The organism is Halopseudomonas laoshanensis, from assembly GCF_008365385.1.
GTDB classification, from domain to species: domain Bacteria; phylum Pseudomonadota; class Gammaproteobacteria; order Pseudomonadales; family Pseudomonadaceae; genus Halopseudomonas; species Halopseudomonas laoshanensis.
In genome coordinates, this window is sequence record NZ_QOVF01000005.1 from 149,314 (window position 1) to 164,975 (window position 15,662).

22 protein-coding genes are annotated in these 15,662 nt (G+C 53.5%); 3 read left to right on the top strand and 19 right to left on the bottom strand.

The annotated features are described in order from the left end of the window. Nucleotides 1–28: 28 nt before the first annotated feature. The 15 genes from DT594_RS15320 to DT594_RS15390 form a co-directional block, all read right to left on the bottom strand. On the bottom strand, nt 29–457 hold the full coding sequence (locus DT594_RS15320) for a VOC family protein (protein ID WP_149333543.1): 429 nt from the start codon (nt 455–457) through the stop codon (nt 29–31). A gap of 189 nt (nt 458–646) precedes the next feature. Then, nucleotides 647–997 (bottom strand): DUF2200 domain-containing protein, encoded by a 351-nt coding sequence (locus DT594_RS15325; protein WP_149333545.1) that lies wholly within the window; start codon nt 995–997, stop codon nt 647–649. A gap of 42 nt (nt 998–1,039) precedes the next feature. Then, entirely contained in the window at nt 1,040–1,813 is a 774-nt protein-coding gene (gene map, locus DT594_RS15330; RefSeq protein ID WP_149333547.1) for a type I methionyl aminopeptidase, read from the bottom strand. After that, complete coding sequence (locus DT594_RS15335; RefSeq protein ID WP_149333549.1) at nt 1,806–2,012, bottom strand: ParD-like family protein; 207 nt, start codon at nt 2,010–2,012, stop codon at nt 1,806–1,808. The genes map and DT594_RS15335 overlap by 8 nt, the downstream gene beginning before the upstream one ends. 161 nt (nt 2,013–2,173) lie before the next feature. Further along, a complete protein-coding gene (locus tag DT594_RS15340) occupies nt 2,174–2,599 on the bottom strand; it encodes a septal ring lytic transglycosylase RlpA family protein (RefSeq protein ID WP_342780307.1) in 426 nt (141 codons plus the stop codon). 37 nt (nt 2,600–2,636) lie between these two features. Continuing rightward, nucleotides 2,637–3,401 carry an MBL fold metallo-hydrolase gene (locus tag DT594_RS15345; RefSeq protein ID WP_149333553.1) on the bottom strand — a complete coding sequence of 255 codons (765 nt, stop codon included), beginning with the start codon at nt 3,399–3,401 and terminating at the stop codon, nt 2,637–2,639. 3 nt (nt 3,402–3,404) lie between these two features. After that, complete coding sequence (locus DT594_RS15350; protein ID WP_149333555.1) at nt 3,405–4,097, bottom strand: cysteine hydrolase family protein; 693 nt, start codon at nt 4,095–4,097, stop codon at nt 3,405–3,407. Then, on the bottom strand, nt 4,094–5,146 hold the full coding sequence (locus DT594_RS15355; RefSeq protein WP_149333557.1) for a putative urea ABC transporter substrate-binding protein: 1,053 nt from the start codon (nt 5,144–5,146) through the stop codon (nt 4,094–4,096). Before DT594_RS15355 ends, DT594_RS15350 begins: the two co-directional genes overlap by 4 nt. A gap of 80 nt (nt 5,147–5,226) precedes the next feature. Further along, entirely contained in the window at nt 5,227–6,162 is a 936-nt protein-coding gene (locus DT594_RS15360; RefSeq protein WP_149333559.1) for a LysR family transcriptional regulator, read from the bottom strand. A 52-nt stretch (nt 6,163–6,214) separates the two neighbouring features. Continuing rightward, the gene (locus tag DT594_RS15365) at nt 6,215–6,673 is read right to left on the bottom strand and encodes a DUF4112 domain-containing protein (RefSeq protein ID WP_149333561.1); all 459 of its coding nucleotides are present in this window, start codon (nt 6,671–6,673) and stop codon (nt 6,215–6,217) included. Between the two features lie 170 nt (nt 6,674–6,843). Continuing rightward, complete coding sequence (fos, locus tag DT594_RS15370; protein WP_149333563.1) at nt 6,844–7,248, bottom strand: fosfomycin resistance glutathione transferase; 405 nt, start codon at nt 7,246–7,248, stop codon at nt 6,844–6,846. Between the two features lie 83 nt (nt 7,249–7,331). Then, a complete protein-coding gene (locus DT594_RS15375; RefSeq protein ID WP_149333565.1) occupies nt 7,332–7,874 on the bottom strand; it encodes a DinB family protein in 543 nt (180 codons plus the stop codon). A 25-nt stretch (nt 7,875–7,899) separates the two neighbouring features. Next, on the bottom strand, nt 7,900–8,265 hold the full coding sequence (locus DT594_RS15380; protein WP_149333567.1) for a DoxX-like family protein: 366 nt from the start codon (nt 8,263–8,265) through the stop codon (nt 7,900–7,902). A gap of 33 nt (nt 8,266–8,298) precedes the next feature. Next, on the bottom strand, nt 8,299–8,736 hold the full coding sequence (locus DT594_RS15385; protein ID WP_218574540.1) for a thiol-disulfide oxidoreductase DCC family protein: 438 nt from the start codon (nt 8,734–8,736) through the stop codon (nt 8,299–8,301). A gap of 80 nt (nt 8,737–8,816) precedes the next feature. After that, complete coding sequence (locus DT594_RS15390; protein WP_149333569.1) at nt 8,817–9,302, bottom strand: VOC family protein; 486 nt, start codon at nt 9,300–9,302, stop codon at nt 8,817–8,819. A 336-nt stretch (nt 9,303–9,638) separates the two neighbouring features. Between DT594_RS15390 and DT594_RS18980 the strand changes: the two genes are divergently transcribed. Further along, nucleotides 9,639–9,812 (top strand): hypothetical protein, encoded by a 174-nt coding sequence (locus DT594_RS18980; protein ID WP_178091539.1) that lies wholly within the window; start codon nt 9,639–9,641, stop codon nt 9,810–9,812. 9 nt (nt 9,813–9,821) lie between these two features. Here DT594_RS18980 and DT594_RS15395 read toward each other — a convergent pair whose 3' ends face one another. From DT594_RS15395 to DT594_RS15405, 3 genes are all read right to left on the bottom strand, one after another. Continuing rightward, entirely contained in the window at nt 9,822–10,568 is a 747-nt protein-coding gene (locus DT594_RS15395; RefSeq protein ID WP_149333571.1) for a DUF899 domain-containing protein, read from the bottom strand. 200 nt (nt 10,569–10,768) lie between these two features. After that, complete coding sequence (locus DT594_RS15400) at nt 10,769–11,269, bottom strand: metal-dependent hydrolase (protein ID WP_149333573.1); 501 nt, start codon at nt 11,267–11,269, stop codon at nt 10,769–10,771. Nucleotides 11,270–11,349: 80 nt separating this feature from the next. Then, entirely contained in the window at nt 11,350–12,078 is a 729-nt protein-coding gene (locus DT594_RS15405) for a hypothetical protein (protein WP_149333575.1), read from the bottom strand. A 420-nt stretch (nt 12,079–12,498) separates the two neighbouring features. On the opposite strand from DT594_RS15405, the gene DT594_RS15410 reads away from it, so the two are divergent. Continuing rightward, nucleotides 12,499–13,626, top strand: coding sequence for a zinc-binding dehydrogenase (locus tag DT594_RS15410; protein WP_149333577.1), 1,128 nt, complete (start codon nt 12,499–12,501; stop codon nt 13,624–13,626). Nucleotides 13,627–13,758: 132 nt separating this feature from the next. Here the strand turns inward: DT594_RS15410 and DT594_RS15415 are convergent, their stop codons facing one another. Next, nucleotides 13,759–14,403 (bottom strand): DUF2959 domain-containing protein, encoded by a 645-nt coding sequence (locus tag DT594_RS15415; RefSeq protein ID WP_149333579.1) that lies wholly within the window; start codon nt 14,401–14,403, stop codon nt 13,759–13,761. Between the two features lie 525 nt (nt 14,404–14,928). Here DT594_RS15415 and DT594_RS15420 point away from each other — a divergent pair. Beyond that, nucleotides 14,929–15,243, top strand: coding sequence for a high-potential iron-sulfur protein (locus DT594_RS15420; RefSeq protein ID WP_149333580.1), 315 nt, complete (start codon nt 14,929–14,931; stop codon nt 15,241–15,243). Nucleotides 15,244–15,662: the final 419 nt, after the last annotated feature.

Below are 15,662 nucleotides of genomic sequence, written 5' to 3' on the forward strand. Positions count from 1 at the left end.
TCTAGCCGAGCGCCTCTAGCCGAGCGCCTCAGAACGTGATCCGGATCGACCCTGCACTTCGTTTGGCCATTCCGTGATAAACCGCCTCGATATTATTGCCATCTGGATCAAGCACGAAAGCGGCGTAATAACCCGGATGATATGTGCGTTCTCCAGGGGCGCCGTTTTCCCTGCCGCCGTTGGCTAAGGCCGCTTCGTGGAACGAGTCCACCATGCCACGGCTGTGCGCCTGAAACGCCAGATGATGCCGGCCCGTCAGGATGCCCGCGGAAGACTCACTGTCTGATGTGGAAATAAACAATTCGTCCGCCCAAAAATAATCGTCGGCGCTACCACCGATTGGAATATTCAGGCTTTTCAGGATCGCCCCGTAGAACAGCTGAGCTGCGGGAAGGTCTTTTACTACCAGTTGAATGTGGTCGATCAATCGACCCCGGTGAAGTTCTTGCGTGTCCATCCCATCCTCCTTTCAGCTGAACTATCCCAAGAGACTGGATGCTCGCCTAAAGGGCGGACTGCTGCCCAAATGGGTGGAAAACTCATCCTCGCCCGCAGAACCGACAACAGCCGATTATTATGCGTTTTGATGTGGAAGAATCTGAGTGCAAGCTTCAGGCTAGCAGCTGCAGCAAGGAATGCCACAGCCTCACTGGCGAAGAACCTTGTCCATAGTCTTACCTTTGGCGAGTTCATCGACCAGCTTGTCCAACTGGCGAATCTGCTTCATCAGCGGATCCTCAACCTCTTCCACTCGCACGCCGCAGACCACACCCTTGATAAGTGAACGATGTGGGTGCAGAGCCGGGGCTTGGGCAAAGAAGGTTTCAAAGTCGGCTTGTTTAGTAATTTGCTGCTGCAGTCCGGCCTCGTCATAGCCAGTAAGCCAACAAATCACGCGATCAACCTCCTCCTTCGTGCGTCCCTTACGCTCGGCCTTCTTCACATACAGCGGATACACCGTAGCAAAGGGTGTAGAGAAGATTCGATGTGCGGGCATCTCTGCATCTCCTGAGGTTCAGCGGGTGGGCATGCCGATAGCCTAGACGCGTTCCTCGTCTCGCAGTGTAAGTACTTCATAACCAGTCGATGTGACCGCAATGGTGTGTTCCCACTGAGCGGACAACTTCTTGTCACTGGTGACAACCGTCCACCCATCCTTCTTGGTTTTAACTTTGGCCTTGCCCTGATTGATCATCGGCTCAATGGTGAAGGTCATGCCTTCCTGCAATACCAGGCCTTTGCCCGGCCGCCCGAAATGCAGTACCGCAGGCTCCTCGTGCATCTCGCGGCCGATGCCGTGGCCACAGTACTCACGAACAATCGAGTACCCATGCTTCTCCGCATAGTGTTGAATAGCATGGCCCACATCGCCCAGAGTGGCCCCGGGTTTGACCATGCGGATACCCTGCCACATGGCTTCGTAGGTTTTATCCACCAGGCGCTGCGCCAGTGGAGTCACCTCGCCGATCATGTACATCTTGCTGGAATCAGCGATAAACCCGCCCCGCTCAAGCGTGATATCCACATTGACGATATCGCCCGGCTTCAGGGTCTGATTTTCAGAAGGCACGCCGTGGCAAACAACGTGATTGACTGACGAGTTAAGCACGTACTGATAACCGTACTGCCCTTTGCTGGCTGGGCGCGCGCCCAACTCGCCAACGATATACCGCTCGGCAAGGTCGTTGATGGCCATAGTCGACATACCGACCCTGACCTCGCCATCCAGATACTTGAATACCAGAGCAAGAAGCCGCCCAGCTTCTCGCATCAACGCCAACTCTTCCGCGTTCTTCAGCGCCACCTTAGCCAAGGGCAAGCCTCCGAGGAACAACATCGGCATGCTTCATCTGATCACTGATGATCTGAGAAAAGGACATGTCCGGATTGGCCTCAGCCAGCATCCCGATTTTTATCCAGAACTCGGCCTGTGCATTGATGGAGCGGACCATCACTGAGCTGGCCTTGCGAATGTCTTCATGCAACTGATCGTCGATCTTTACAATACCCATAGCGGATCCTGAATATACGAAACGTATACGGATCATATTCTCTGAAATAGTAAACCGCAAGGATGAGGAGTGCTTGAGCACTGCATGAAGATCGGTGATCGGAAGGGACACCTGGTTACTGCGCAGAGTCTGGTGGTGCCCTCACGTGAAGGAAATATGTGCTAGCGAATGACTTCGATTTTGACGTCAATCAAACCCGATCTGGTGTTGCCTATACTGCTAAATGCTGACTTTGAAAGATCAATAATTCGGCCCCTCACGAATGGCCCTCTGTCATTGATCTTTACCACAACACTTTTACCATTCTGAATATTGGTCACCCTCACGCTAGAGCCAAATGCCAGCGTTCTATGCGCCGCTGTTTTTAGCCCATGCTGGTAAAGCTCACCGCTCGCAGTTTTTCTATTCTGATGCAGGTCCGCATAGAAGGACGCCTTGCCTGATTCAGTGAATCCAACCCTGCTGCCGCCCGCGCCCGGTTGGGTCGTAGAGCAAGCGGCTAACAGACTGCAGAAAGTAAATATCAGTAATCTGTGGGAAAGGAATTTCATTCTTTGGTCTCCATGCATCAGCACGAACGTCTGCATATGCCGTAGCTTACTACGGACGCTGACTCAAACCGAACTAACTCCGATACGCCAGATAGGCCCTCACCAGCTCAAGCAACCTTTGCCTGCCAAAGCTAGGATCGTGACCCGCGTGCACGACATTCACGGGAAGGCTTTGCAGGCGTTGCATGGTCCTGATGTAGGCCGTGATGTCGGCATCCGGCAACGTGTCCAGTAGCGGACCATCGTATACCGCATCGCCAGAGAATAACGTCCCGGAATCCTTTTCCCAAAGTCCGATGCTGCCCGGCGAGTGCCCGGGCAGATGCAGAACCTCAAATACGCGATCTCCCAGGTCAATCATCTGCCCCTCAACCACAACCTGGGTAGCCGTGCACGCCGGGGTACGGAAGGCTTCAGGGTCAAAGCCTTCATAGGGGTAAGCATCGATCAACACGTCAGGTACGTCGTAGCCCTGCTCTTCGATAAGGGCGCGCATATTTCCCGGCCAGTGATTGCTGCACAGCACCGGGAACTCATCTGGATGCTGCAGCTGCGATGCTTCGATCGGGTGAACCAGCCGCTGTGGAAACTCGTGCAGGCTCCCGGCGTGGTCCATGTGCGTGTGAGTGGCAATCGCGATGACTGGCTTATCGACCAGTTCGGCAATGGCTTCATGCAGCGAGCTGATGCCCATGCCGGCGTCAACCAACAGGTCTGAATCCCTGCCACGCACATGCCAGATATTGCATTGGAACAGCCGAGCGACATGGGGCTCCCAAATTCGGGTTATCCCATCGCCAACGGATTCACTGGCAAACCACCGATCGGCCACCTTCATGCTTTATCCCCTCTGCCAAAGCTCAATTAGCTCATCCTGCTTTGCCACAGCACCGAAGATGCCACCCTCGTTCATCATCATCATCAACGATGCCTCGTGCAGCTCTGCACTTCCCGCGCCACAACAATCTTCAACCAATAGACAGTCGTAGCCCAGGTCGTTGGCTTCTCGTAACGTTGAATGCACGCATACGTCCGTTGTCACGCCGCACAGCAACAATTTCCGAATGCCCTGAGCACGGAGAATCTGGTCCAGATCCGTCGCATGGAATGCGCCATTGCCTGGCTTGTCGATGATCAGTTCAGCCTCTTGCGGCTTGAGTTGCTCAACGATGTCACACCCCGCCTCGCCCCGGACCAGAAATCGACCCAAAGGCCCGGCGCCACCAATAGGCGCGCCCATGGCCTGCGCTCGAGCGCGCTTGGTAGGGCTCAGGTCCATGAGATCGGGCCGGTGCGACTCGCGAGTGTAGATCACCAGCATGCCCTCTTCACGCGCGCCAGCGAGCAAACTCCGAGTGGGCTCAATAGCTGCTTGGGTGGAAGCCAAGCTGTAGCCCATCTGGGCGAAGTAGCCGTCCGGGCTGAGAAAATCCTGCTGCATATCAATAATGAGCAGGGCGGTGTCCTGCGCGGACCATTGGCCACTCAATGGCCAATGGTAGGGACGCGAGCTGGGTAAAGGCGCCCAACTCATTGCGCAAGCTCTGCGGAGTAAGTGGTCGGGAAACGCAGCTTGATATTGTCAGCATTGCCGAGCACGCGTTCCTCAGCAAATTGCACGCCGACGTAATCCGGGCCGGACGCGCCCTCGCCCAGCAGGCCGTTGTCCCAGGCGAACTCGGTGATATTACCCATAGTGTCAGCGAACTCCGGATCTTCAATAAGCGCCACAGCTTGTGACGGCGTAAAGAAGTTGATGGTTGCTGTTTGTTCGGCGAACCCTTGGGCATCAGTGGCCAACGCCTCAGCCATATAGCTCACTGCCTTGTCATGCTCTGGGTGTTCAGGAGAAAGCATGGCGATCACCTCGTACCAGGCTCCGGCCAAGGCCTTTCCCAACCCCGGTGTTTGCTCAAGAAGGTCCGTACGGACGACCAGAATGTCGGTAATTTCGTTAGGGATATCCGAGCTGTCAAAGAGCATAGTGGTATCGGCATTTTGCGCCAGAATCTCGCTTAACTGCGGTTTCCAGGTGACCACCGCCTGACTGTCGGCAGATTGAAAGGCAGCAATAATGTCAGCATCGGAGGTATTTACCACGGTCAGATCGCGTTCGCTCATATCATGTTCAGCTAGCGCGCGCGCCAGCAGGTAGTGAGACCCGGAAAGCTCCACCAGATTGACCCGGGTATCCTTCAGATCCGCCACGGTTTTACCGGTACCTTTCATGACCAGCGCATCGCTGCCGTTGGATGCGCTGAGCAGCAAGGCTGCCGAGGAATCAACGCCGCCCGCCGCAGGGATGGTCAGCGCGTCCAGAGTGATGGCAATAACGCCATCAAACTGCCCGGCGGTGTATTGGTTCTGAGCTTCGATATAGTCATTCATCTGCACTGCTTTGAGGTCAATACCGTAGCGGTCGCCCCACTTGGCAAGTATGCCGCTTTCCTCGGCATAGCCCAGGGGCATGCTGCCGGCATAGATGGTCCAGGCAATGCTGAAAGAGGGTTTATCTTCGGCTTGCGCTGGCGAGATGCCAGCGACCAAAGCAAGTGCCAGGGCAAGGCCAGTAAAAATGCGCATAGGTAACTCCCATTGAGGATTCGTTGACACCAGCAGTGTCCCTCGGGGGAAGCCAGGCATAAATGACCGGGTCTGCAGGTTTACCTGTCAGTGGATGCAGGCATGCCGAACACCTCAAGAACCGCCGCCAGATCATCGCGAAATGCGTCTACCGCTGGTGTCTGGCTGTCACGGCTGCGCCGGGCAGCGGCCTCAATCAAGGAGCTGCGCCGGAAGTGATCGGGGCGTACGGCAACCATCTGGCCGCTTTCGATCCAGACCCGCGCATAGTGATTGGGCAAAAACCCCACATGACTACCAGCCAAAATCAGCAGGGCGGCCGCCTCCACATTTGAAACCCAAGCGGTGACGTGCTTCGGGTCGCCGCCCAAAGGGGTCGTATCCTGGGAACCAAGAAAATGGCGGGCGACCTTGGCGCTGATCTGCAGCTCCTCTTTCACATCCGCCAGAGAATCCGCGCCGGCGAGCGGATGCGAGGGCGCGCATACAAGCCAATCGGTTTCCTGATAGAGCGGCTGGTAATCCAGTTCTTCCAGATGCGCGGGAAATATCCCTATGCCAACATCTGCAGCATGATTCAAAAGCGCCTGCTCAATCTGAAAAGGCGCCATCACTTCCATATGCAGGTGAACCTCGTTTGCGCTGCGCGCGCCGTAACGCTGCAACACATTGCGCAAAGGACAGTTGGGGTCCGAAATGAGATTGTCGATCATGGCCAGGCGCAACTTGCCGGAGAGGTGACCCTTCAATGTTTCCGCGCCATCTTCAAAGCGGCGCAGTGCCAGGGTCAGGTCGATAGTATTGCGGTAGATCTGCTCACCTTCGCTCGTCAACGCAAACCCTCCACGCCCCCGTTCGCAAAGGCGCAGGCCAATACGCTCTTCGAGCTGGCCCAATTGCCTGCTTATCGTAGAGGCATCACGATTAAGCAGCGCCTGGGCATTGGCAATACCCTGCGATTCAACTACAGCGATAAAGACTTCAAGCGAACGCAGGTCTATGTCTGAAAGACGCATAGGACAACTTCCGGATTACAGTAAACCAGCACTCCTTGAAAACGGACTGCCCCTAAAACATCAGTACCACGCCCCCGGTGACCACCGCAAAGAGCACGGACAAGCCGATTACCATACGCCAGTTAAAAGGCGGTGGCGGCGGTTCCACTGCAAGCTCTTTCTCAAGGTAGTTTTTCAGCAGCCGGGTGTTACGTGTATTGGCTTTGTAAACAGCGTCAAACGCGTCCCCAAATACCGGCAACAACCCGCCCACAAAATCGATGCCAACATTGCGCAGCATACGCCGTTTGACCTCCTTACTCGCACCGGCTCGCTGCGCTTCCAACAAGACATAGCCAGACATCGCCAAACCAATCACGTCACCCACCACCGGCACCAGGCCTACAACGGCCTCGACACCAATCTTGAAACGGGTAAAAGGCAGGCTGATGCTGCTATCCGTGAAGCGGCTAAATTTATCCAGGCGCTCAAGAATTGCCCGTTGTTTGGCTTCGGTGGGTTGTGGCGCCATGATGTCTCCGCGGATGGCAAAGCTCCGGTATGGAGCGTTGTGGTCATGTATGGAGAGTATCAGGTAAGGCAGGAAGTTCAGAAACTGGTCGAAGGCAGATGTTGGGCGCGACTGGGGCGCGTTACATCAGAGCAGATGCCCAGCGCTGAAAGAAGAAACGCGACGGCTACTCAGGCATCGCACCATACCAGCCCTGCGTAAGGCGTATCCCTGAGTTTAGCCAAGCGGGTTTCCAATGTGCCGCAATGCAGCTCAAGCCGATGGCCATTCGGGTCAAGAATATAGACGGAATCGCCTTCACTGGTATTTTGCTTCCATTCTTCGACACCCTCCTGCTGCAGCCTGTTACGCAACGCAGAAAGCTGAATCTCGCTGATGTTGAACGCCACATGCGTATAGTCTGTGGATGGCTCAGTCGTTCCCACACTTAGACATAACCAGGTATCGCCCGCCGTCAGGTACGCGCCGGAATCCCAGACAACATGGAGCTTCATTTCCAAAAGGTCACGGTAGAACCAGATTGAAGAACTCAGATCCGCTACCGAAAACGTGATGTGATTGATACCTGTGACCATGCGTTTGATCCTCAAGAAAGTCACTGGGAGCAAAGTCCTTAAAAGGGCATTAGGCGGCCTTTGGCGCACGCGGCTGCAGCGGATTAAACAGAAGTCTCTTCTGGGATCTGAGCCAGGAGGTCGGTAACGCCGATATCCACGCCCGCCTGTGATAGCAAAGTAGAGACTTGCCCACGATGATGAGTCTGATGATTAAAGAAATGCAGCACCAGGCTCGAATATCGCTTGTTGGCAGGAACCCCTTTAATGTTGTGATAGCTGAGCACAAAATCCAGATCGGCTTCGGAAAGCTGTTCCGTCCAGTTGATGATCTGGCGATCCAGCCAGAATCGCTGAGCAGATAAGCCATCAAGATCATCAAAGAGCATCTGATCCAGACTCGCCGGGTTTTGCAGGTCAGCGACCTCCCGCAACGAATTCAAGCAAGACGGATGGGTAGCAAAGCGTTTGAGCCAGATGGTATCCCCAGCGAGGATGTGGTTCAGCGTTCCCAGGATGGAACCAAAAAAGGCCCCTTGGTCTCTCGCTAAATCTGCCGCAGATAGCTGACCTGCAGCCTGATAAATCTTCGAGTTCATCCACTGATTGTAGGTGGCTAGCAATTCAAAGTGATATTTCAGACTCATAAGATTTCCATTCCACGTTTAACGCCTAGCTGAAAGAAGCAGCGTCTGCTGCATCCAACACGCGCTGGAGGTGCAAACCAACCAGAGCAAGCGCCATGACAGCAATATTGGTGGTCACCGGATTGAATGCAGCGCCCACCAACACCGGCTGGAACATAACTACAAAACCTAACAAGCCGACCATCGCCGCTATAGTGAAAAGAAGAGGCCAACGTTGGCGCCAAAACACCAGAACAGCAATAGCGAAAGCTATCTCAAGCATTCCGCCTATAGTCGCCGCTTTCTCCGCACCGGCCCGAGACAACCCGATAGCCATGCTCATGGCCAGCTCATCTTCATGCGGATAGAGCAGCTTGGGAACCAGGCCATGATAGAACCAGATAAAGGCAATCGTGCCCTACAAACTGCATAACTTAAGAATGTGCTATTCACCTAGGAACCTGGAATCATGGTCTTTGTTCGGAATAACACAGGCGTCGTAGCGCCCGAATAACCTGTAACGATTCAACGCCACACGATCGTATAGCCAATCGCGAATAATCGAAGGCACCACCCAACCGATACACATGATTGGCCAAGGCCATGGCAATCGCCGCATCACTCTAAAAAATGCTGAGGATTTCGTATGAATATTTGCCCCTTCCACCAGCAGCATGGTCTCGTAGTGATCAGTTGGAAAGCCATGCCACTGCAGAATAGCCTGCCCTTCCGGTGATTGAACGGTTGCCAGCTTGAACTGGCGCTTCCTATCAAACCTGATCAGAAAACGTGCCCAAACCGAACACAGCCGGCATACCCCATCAAAAAGGACGACCCGATCACCGGCTGCCATACCTAATGCGATCTGCGACTCTTGATTCATAAATTAGCTAACGTCCCTTTCCAGTGAATCTGGCGCCCGCAGGTTGTGATATGCCGCTGTTATGTCAGGCCGCACACATCTCAGCCACGAAACGCCGCCTCAATCACAGCAATGTCGATCTTCCTCATCGTCATCATTGCGTCGAACGCACGCTTGGCAGCTGCTCGATCGGAACTGGTGTTTGCCTTCGTCAGCGCGACCGGGGTAATCTGCCAGGAGATGCCCCATTTGTCCTTGCACCACCCGCACTCGCTCTCCTGACCGCCGTTGCCAACGATCGCATTCCAGTAGCGGTCCGTCTCGTCCTGGTCTTCCGTCGCAATCTGAAAAGAGAACGCTTCATTGTGCTTGAAGATGGGGCCACCGTTGAGACCGAGGCACGCAACGCCGAGCACGGTGAACTCTACCGTTAAGACGCTCCCTTCTTTGCCTGATGGATAATCACCGGGCGCGCGGTGCACGGCGTCGAGTGACGAAGCAGGGAATGTCTCGGCATAAAATCGCGCGGCTTCCTCGGCGGCGTCATCGTACCAAAGGCAGATTGTGTTCTTTGCAATGCGGGTCATGATCAGCTCTCCTGTCCGGTAATTGCCGTGAGTGGCAATCTATAGTCGAACCGAACTGCCTGAATTCGACAGCGAAGATGAGTCTAGTGCAGAGTTTCACGGTAATTTTCAGCCGCGTGTCGGTCTTCTGCAATCAGCGCCAACCATGCTAGAGCATTGATCTTGAGCGCACGAGCAAGGCGTTAGCTACGTGTGTGACACCTGGATGCAATGAGCGAAAGAACGCGCGAAAAAATAGCCTTGTCATAACGCCAATGCTTGTTTGCAGTTATTCAGCGCACGAGCCTACAATGCTGTGAGTTCGAGCCAGCAACATCATCCCCCAGAGGAAATCCCATGTCGTTTTTGATTTATATGATCGGCCTTGTTTTGACCGTCGGCGGCATTGCGTGGGGGCTGGTAACTGCAGGCGTGGATACGCTATACATCGGCATCGCTTGCCTGATCGTTTTCGGCATAGGAATGATGATGGCGGTTTCACGGACTCGCTCCAAGGATTCGCCGAGTTAATCTCTGCACTCAGCCGGAGTGACAGGCCGTAACTGCCGGGCTTGCGTCGTACTCATCGTGACGCCGCACCCAATCCATGATTTCCTTCTCGTTGCGCCCTTTTGGCGTAATGTCTAGATAAACGAAGGCGCCGATCACCTCCTCATTCCCGCGGGCGTAACTTGAGTAGGTGTGGAACACTGCGCCGCTTTCGTCCTTGTAGAACACGCTGAGGCCGGGCAATTCTTCGCTGAAATATTTCGGATCTTCGATATTTTCATAGTTGTAGTAGAGCCGCCCAGCCTCCAAGTCCTCCCGAGCGAAAGAAACCTGAAAGTCAAAGTTGAAATCGCAGCCCTCGGAGGACACCCACCGGGCAGTCCAGCCCATGCGCCTTTGGTAGGCTACCAACTTTTCTAGCGGGGCGCGGGATACACGAACGTAACTAACGTCGTGATTGGCGAGGTGGACGACAGCTCCCTCCGCATGATCCGCCTCCAACGAACAGCTTGGGCAGCCTGCATTCCAGTCCGGGCCGAACATGAAATGATGCACTACCAACTGACTGTTCGTGCCGAATAGCTCGGCAAGCGTCTTCTTCCCTTCCGGCGTGTCGAAGATGTATTCCTTCTCCACCTTCACCCATGGCAGCTCGCGCCTCTCACGGGCGACAAGGTCGTGCATGCGGGTGAGCGCCTTCTCGTTCTTCAGGTGGGCTTTGCGTGCCTGAGTCCACTCCTCTCTGGACACAACTCTCGGTGATTCAATCTGGCTCATGACGGACCTCCTCGCATGGATTCAGCGTTGTTCCGGGTAGCGGCACCGGAATAACTCAGTTTGCATCGAGTAGTCGTTTGCAACGGATCAAAATCGACAACATAGCGGTACTTAGTGGTGCGGGACATCGTCCATGGGCGTTTGGCTCCCCGATGGGGCTTTAGCCTGTCCTAGTTATGGCGGCGAACGGGTTGAACCGTTTAGGGGTTTGCAGGCTTGGATCGCCATAGATAATAAGCCCAAGCCAAGACCAATAGCTCAAGCGCAAACGACCAATGCAAAATGAAATTTAGCCACCAAGGGCTATAAACAGCCTCTACAGTGAAAATAGCGTAGGGCTTATCTATGAGCGGGGCAAACCACCAGATATCACCTACTATTGAATCTAACAACATGTGAACAAAACCGCTAATTGAGAAAATTAGCGCGAGTGCTGCGCCTGATTTATTTGTGGCGAGCCGGAACCAGATGCTCGAAGCTGTCAGAAGGCTCAGCCAAAGTACAGGGTAGTGCGGCCAGTAGGTATGATGATGATTTTGTCTATTGTCGATTAAGTAAAAATAGAACATATCAAAGTCCGGTGCGATTCCACCAAGCACTCCGGCCAAGACAAAGAGCTTTGCGGAAACGCCAGTATCAGCGAGCTGCTTAAACAGCAATTTCGCGGAAATGTACCCAGCCGGCATATGACCAATGAACATAAAGACCTTAACGTCTGAGGTAAGCGGCAGCCGGAGCGCAGCTCTGGGATGTCCGCTTGACTGATGGGTTAGCTGACGAACTACTGCTCATACTTTCTCACTCGAATAACAACGGTATTGTTTTCCGCTGTGGCAACAGAAATGACTCCATTTTCATGGAGCCGAATCCTCTCGGCAGCTCCGATACCTGGATAAGCGTCGGCGCTTTGAAAATCCCCAAAAAAGGCCACCCACCTAACAAGCGGATGAAGGGACTTTTCGTTGTTGTTCGCAAAGTCAAAAACGGAGGAAGAGTAGATACAGATTGCTAAGGCGCCGGCTGCATGCCCGAAGAGCTTGGCTGTTTCTTTGAACGGGTGACGAAAGACGCCGACAAAAAGCGCAATGACGTATAAAAGAAACGCAAAAATGCCCACCAAAATTGACACGACTATCGACCATGCCGGGATGTAAAACAAAAGCGCAATGAAGTTAACTGAAACGTCGAAATCTTGCGGCGGAAGACCTAGCGCTGAAGCAACAACGTTTTTGGCAATAGTTACCGCGAGTAAGAGAACGAAAAGATGAGGGATGATAATTAGTGCCCTGCCGATAGGATGCCTCCAAACTTCCTTCACCTTTGGCCAGCTCCAGATCGAAAAACCAATGGCAAAGGCTAAGGACGCAAGGAACAACAGGCCCTGATGGGTGCCTTTTGATGCTGGAAAGACAAATACCCCCAACGCTAGGATGGCGATGAAGATCAAGCCTGCCAGATGGGCTTGATAGGCAGGGTGCATGCTGTGCAACCGTTGGAAGAATTTTCGCACGAGAATACCTAACGCCCGCAGCACGGGCAAAGTTGAAGCGCAGCGGGGACTTTGTCCCAGGGCCTGCGAATTGCATTTACGTTATGGGAAGGAGTGCAGGCTGTCCTTGCCTTTAGGCGGGATGAAACTGGCATTCCTTTGCTGCAAACGAGATTAAGTCCTGTAGGCTGCTTTGTCCAAGGCCTTTTGCCAAGCTACCCGCTTCAGCAGAGAGGCAAAAGGCAAGACCTGATGGGTTTGCGGACAATGGCATGCGGTTCTTACGGGAACTGATCGAATAAGTCAGCTACTCTAACTGATCACTGCGATCAGACAGTCCGGCGACGCGAATCACGCAGGCGCCAAGGGCTTGCCCCGCGACTTGTGCGGTAACATCGGTTAACGAAGCACCCACCACTTAACTTTTTCAGGAGAAAAAAAGTGTCAGATACCAACATCGAACTGATTTCCACCATCAGCGAAGACAACAAACTTGAGCTTGCCCTGCGCGAAATCGACATCCCCCAGCCAGGCGAAAACGATGTTGTCATCCGCATCGAAGCCGCCCCTATCAACCCGTCTGACCTGGGCGTGATGTTCAGCTTGGCCGATATGACGACTGCCAAGCAATCGGGTAGCGCCGAGCGCCCTGTGATCAATGCTGACTTCCCGGCCAAATTCATGGGTGCCGTCAAAAAGCGCGTAGGCAAGGCTATTCCCGTGGGCAACGAGGGCGCCGGTACTGTCGTCGCTGCGGGCTCGTCAGCGGCTGCGCAAAGCCTGATGGGCAAAACCGTTGCGTTCATTGGCGGTGGTAGCTACCGCAAATACCTGCGTGCCAATGTGCAAAGCTGTCTGGAACTGCAGCCGGGTACCACTGCAGTCGAGGCCGCTTCCAGCTTTGTTAACCCGCTGACCGCATTGGCCATGGTAGAAACCATGCGCGCTGAAGGTCACAAGGCGATCGTTCATGCTGCCGCCGCCTCCAACCTCGGGCAAATGCTCAACCGCATCTGCATTGCCGATGGCATCGACCTGGTCAATATCGTCCGCAAGCCAGAACAGGAAGCCTTGCTGCGCGACCAGGGTGCCAAATACGTGGTCAACTCCAGCAGCGACAGCTTTATGGCCGACCTGACCCAGGCACTGATCGACACCGGCGCGACTATCGCGTTCGACCCTATTGGTGGCGGTAAGTTGGCTAGCGATATTCTCACCTGTATGGAAGCCGCCGTCTCGCGCGACATCACTGAATACAGCGTATATGGCTCTACCATCTTCAAACAGGTGTATATCTATGGCGGCCTTGATCGCGGCCCGATCACCCTGAATCGCGCGTTTGGGTTTGCCTGGGGTGTGAACGGCTTCCTGTTGTTCAACGCGCTAGGAAAGCTGGGTAACGACACCGTCGCCGCCATGCGCAAGCGCATCGCCGCCGAGATCAAAACCACCTTCGCCAGCAGCTACACTCACGAAGTGTCCCTGGCCGGTGCGTTAAAATTGGAATCGATGGCGGTTTACGGCAAACAGGCTACCGGAGAGAAGTTCCTGATCAAGCCACAGAGCTAGGTTTGATCTCTGGCCGCATGGCCATTATGGGGCGCTGGTGTCAGATCGATTCCAGCGCCTTAATGAGGGGCAACCCTGCCGATCATTGCCCTCTCTGCCCAAGGCCCAACCTTATTCTTCAAACCAGACCTTCTAATCCTGAAGGCTGCTGATAAAGGCTTCCGATTCAGCTATGGATTTTTCCATTTCCCTGATCAACTGGGCAACATCCGTTTCTATAGTCCCCAGCTCACCCTGTAGCGAGTCAATGGCTCGCGCATTCAGATTATGCTTTAGAAACAGCACCTGATCCTGGAAGACCCGTAATACGGGCTCCATGCGTGCCTCTGCGCTGCGCATTGACCTGATGAGTCCCTTGTATTGCTGCCGGGTCTGGCTTAATTTCGCGGCACTCTGGCGCTTGAGATTAGCACTGCTGTACAAATCGATTTCGTCCTCCCACTCATCGAACAAAGCCTCGGACACATCTTCAACCGCATCAATGCGCTGCGTCACCGATTTAGCAGCGGCTTTACTGTCTTCGTATTCGCCATTTAGCCTGTCGTAGCGTGTTGCCAGATCCTGGTCTTTGATCTGGATGATGGAGCGGAATTCTGCCAGCGCGGATTCGAATTGTTCCTTGGCATCAGTCTGCGCCTCCTGGACCGACTCCACGCGATCAACCATGATATCGCGCTTGTGAACGCCCACCCTCTCCATTGCGTTGTAATACGCCGACTGGCAACCCGCCAGCGCCACCATCAAAAAAGAAACTAAAAGCCAACGACTTAACGACATGTACCCTTCCCTTCAGCTGGGTTTTGCGAGCTTGAATGGGGCAAATGATAGCCTTTTTCGGTGCCGGAAGGTGAAGCCTCCCTGACGCAAAGACCAAGCATCAATCGATATTCTTCTGACCCCGTACATGCATGTTGATTCCCAAAGCGAAAACCATGAGGTTTAAGGTGATTTAGCTTTAGGGCTTCCTAGCGTCGATGACTCTGACACCATTGGGATTGTTGTTATAGAAATGTTCATCTGACCCAAGTTCTTCGCTTACTTAATGCGCTTTACTGTTATCAAACTGATGGTTAGCGCGCTATTGTAAATACGCAGGAGAAGCCACAAATTTAATAACTATTGTTATTAGCAATCCTTCCGATTATCAATACCTTTAGTTTTTGATGGCATAATGTATGTCTTAATGTTGTGCAAGTTGTGCATTTACTCGTTTCACTCTATTGTCCAATAAGAACGGACGCACAGCGGTAAAAGCTAACAACTTTTTAATTTCCTTAACACATACACACTTTAGGAATTATCATGGCTAACGAAAGTCGTCGGAAATTTATGCGTCACACCTTGCTCGGCATGGCTGCATTACCTCTTGGCATGGGTATTCTGTCGCAACGTGCTTTCGCCCAAACCCTCACACCGCTGGACCCAGAGAACCCTCAAGCCAAAGGGCTGAACTATGTGAAAGTGGCGGAAGAAGCCGCCGGTCACCCGGCCTATGAAGCAGGTGAGCACTGCGCAAACTGTGCACTCTTCCAGGAAGCCAACAATGGCTGCGCGCTGTTCCCGCAGAATTCGGTTGAGCCAAACGGCTGGTGCCAGGTCTGGGCCAAGAAGCCCTAAGCGTCAGTTTGTTTAAGAAATCGTGATAAAAGCCTGGGCCTTTTTTTTTAAGCAAAATCGGCCCCGGTTTTCTTGGAAAAGTCTAAACGTTCAGTAAGTTATCTATTTTCTTCCCGGCTTAATGATACGTCTAGCAAATGTCTTAGGGGAAAACCTTCATCTGACCCCAGTTACGCACGCTTTGGCCTCTAGCTGAGCACCTATATTCGCTAAGTACTGGACATGGCCTTCAAGCTTCTTCGTCTCTTCAAGAAGGTTGGAAATTGGCATGACTCCGTATTGCATGTTCGCGTCATCATCTTCCTCAAACTTGATCGCTCTGTAGTGGTCTACTAATCCCGGACACCGAAATGGGTGGTAAATTTACCGCCATAGCTGAGGTGTTCCATGACAAGACAACGTCGTACGTTTTCAACTGA

What these genes read in the sequence shown, in the direction of transcription:
- DT594_RS15340 (WP_342780307.1), bottom strand. Translation starts at nt 2,599, where the DNA reads ATGCAGACGTTCGTGCTGATGCATGGAGACCAAAGAATGAAATTCCTT.
- DT594_RS15350 (WP_149333555.1), bottom strand. Translation starts at nt 4,097, where the DNA reads ATGAGTTGGGCGCCTTTACCCAGCTCGCGTCCCTACCATTGGCCATTG.
- DT594_RS15420 (WP_149333580.1), top strand. Translation starts at nt 14,929, where the DNA reads ATGGCTAACGAAAGTCGTCGGAAATTTATGCGTCACACCTTGCTCGGC.
- DT594_RS15395 (WP_149333571.1), bottom strand. Translation starts at nt 10,568, where the DNA reads ATGAGCCAGATTGAATCACCGAGAGTTGTGTCCAGAGAGGAGTGGACT.
- DT594_RS15400 (WP_149333573.1), bottom strand. Translation starts at nt 11,269, where the DNA reads ATGTTCATTGGTCATATGCCGGCTGGGTACATTTCCGCGAAATTGCTG.
- DT594_RS15390 (WP_149333569.1), bottom strand. Translation starts at nt 9,302, where the DNA reads ATGACCCGCATTGCAAAGAACACAATCTGCCTTTGGTACGATGACGCC.
- DT594_RS15360 (WP_149333559.1), bottom strand. Translation starts at nt 6,162, where the DNA reads ATGCGTCTTTCAGACATAGACCTGCGTTCGCTTGAAGTCTTTATCGCT.
- DT594_RS15345 (WP_149333553.1), bottom strand. Translation starts at nt 3,401, where the DNA reads ATGAAGGTGGCCGATCGGTGGTTTGCCAGTGAATCCGTTGGCGATGGG.
- DT594_RS15365 (WP_149333561.1), bottom strand. Translation starts at nt 6,673, where the DNA reads ATGGCGCCACAACCCACCGAAGCCAAACAACGGGCAATTCTTGAGCGC.
- DT594_RS15385 (WP_218574540.1), bottom strand. Translation starts at nt 8,736, where the DNA reads ATGAATCAAGAGTCGCAGATCGCATTAGGTATGGCAGCCGGTGATCGG.
- DT594_RS18980 (WP_178091539.1), top strand. Translation starts at nt 9,639, where the DNA reads ATGTCGTTTTTGATTTATATGATCGGCCTTGTTTTGACCGTCGGCGGC.
- DT594_RS15320 (WP_149333543.1), bottom strand. Translation starts at nt 457, where the DNA reads ATGGACACGCAAGAACTTCACCGGGGTCGATTGATCGACCACATTCAA.
- DT594_RS15355 (WP_149333557.1), bottom strand. Translation starts at nt 5,146, where the DNA reads ATGCGCATTTTTACTGGCCTTGCCCTGGCACTTGCTTTGGTCGCTGGC.
- fos (WP_149333563.1), bottom strand. Translation starts at nt 7,248, where the DNA reads ATGGTCACAGGTATCAATCACATCACGTTTTCGGTAGCGGATCTGAGT.
- DT594_RS15415 (WP_149333579.1), bottom strand. Translation starts at nt 14,403, where the DNA reads ATGTCGTTAAGTCGTTGGCTTTTAGTTTCTTTTTTGATGGTGGCGCTG.
- DT594_RS15325 (WP_149333545.1), bottom strand. Translation starts at nt 997, where the DNA reads ATGCCCGCACATCGAATCTTCTCTACACCCTTTGCTACGGTGTATCCG.
- DT594_RS15335 (WP_149333549.1), bottom strand. Translation starts at nt 2,012, where the DNA reads ATGGGTATTGTAAAGATCGACGATCAGTTGCATGAAGACATTCGCAAG.
- DT594_RS15375 (WP_149333565.1), bottom strand. Translation starts at nt 7,874, where the DNA reads ATGAGTCTGAAATATCACTTTGAATTGCTAGCCACCTACAATCAGTGG.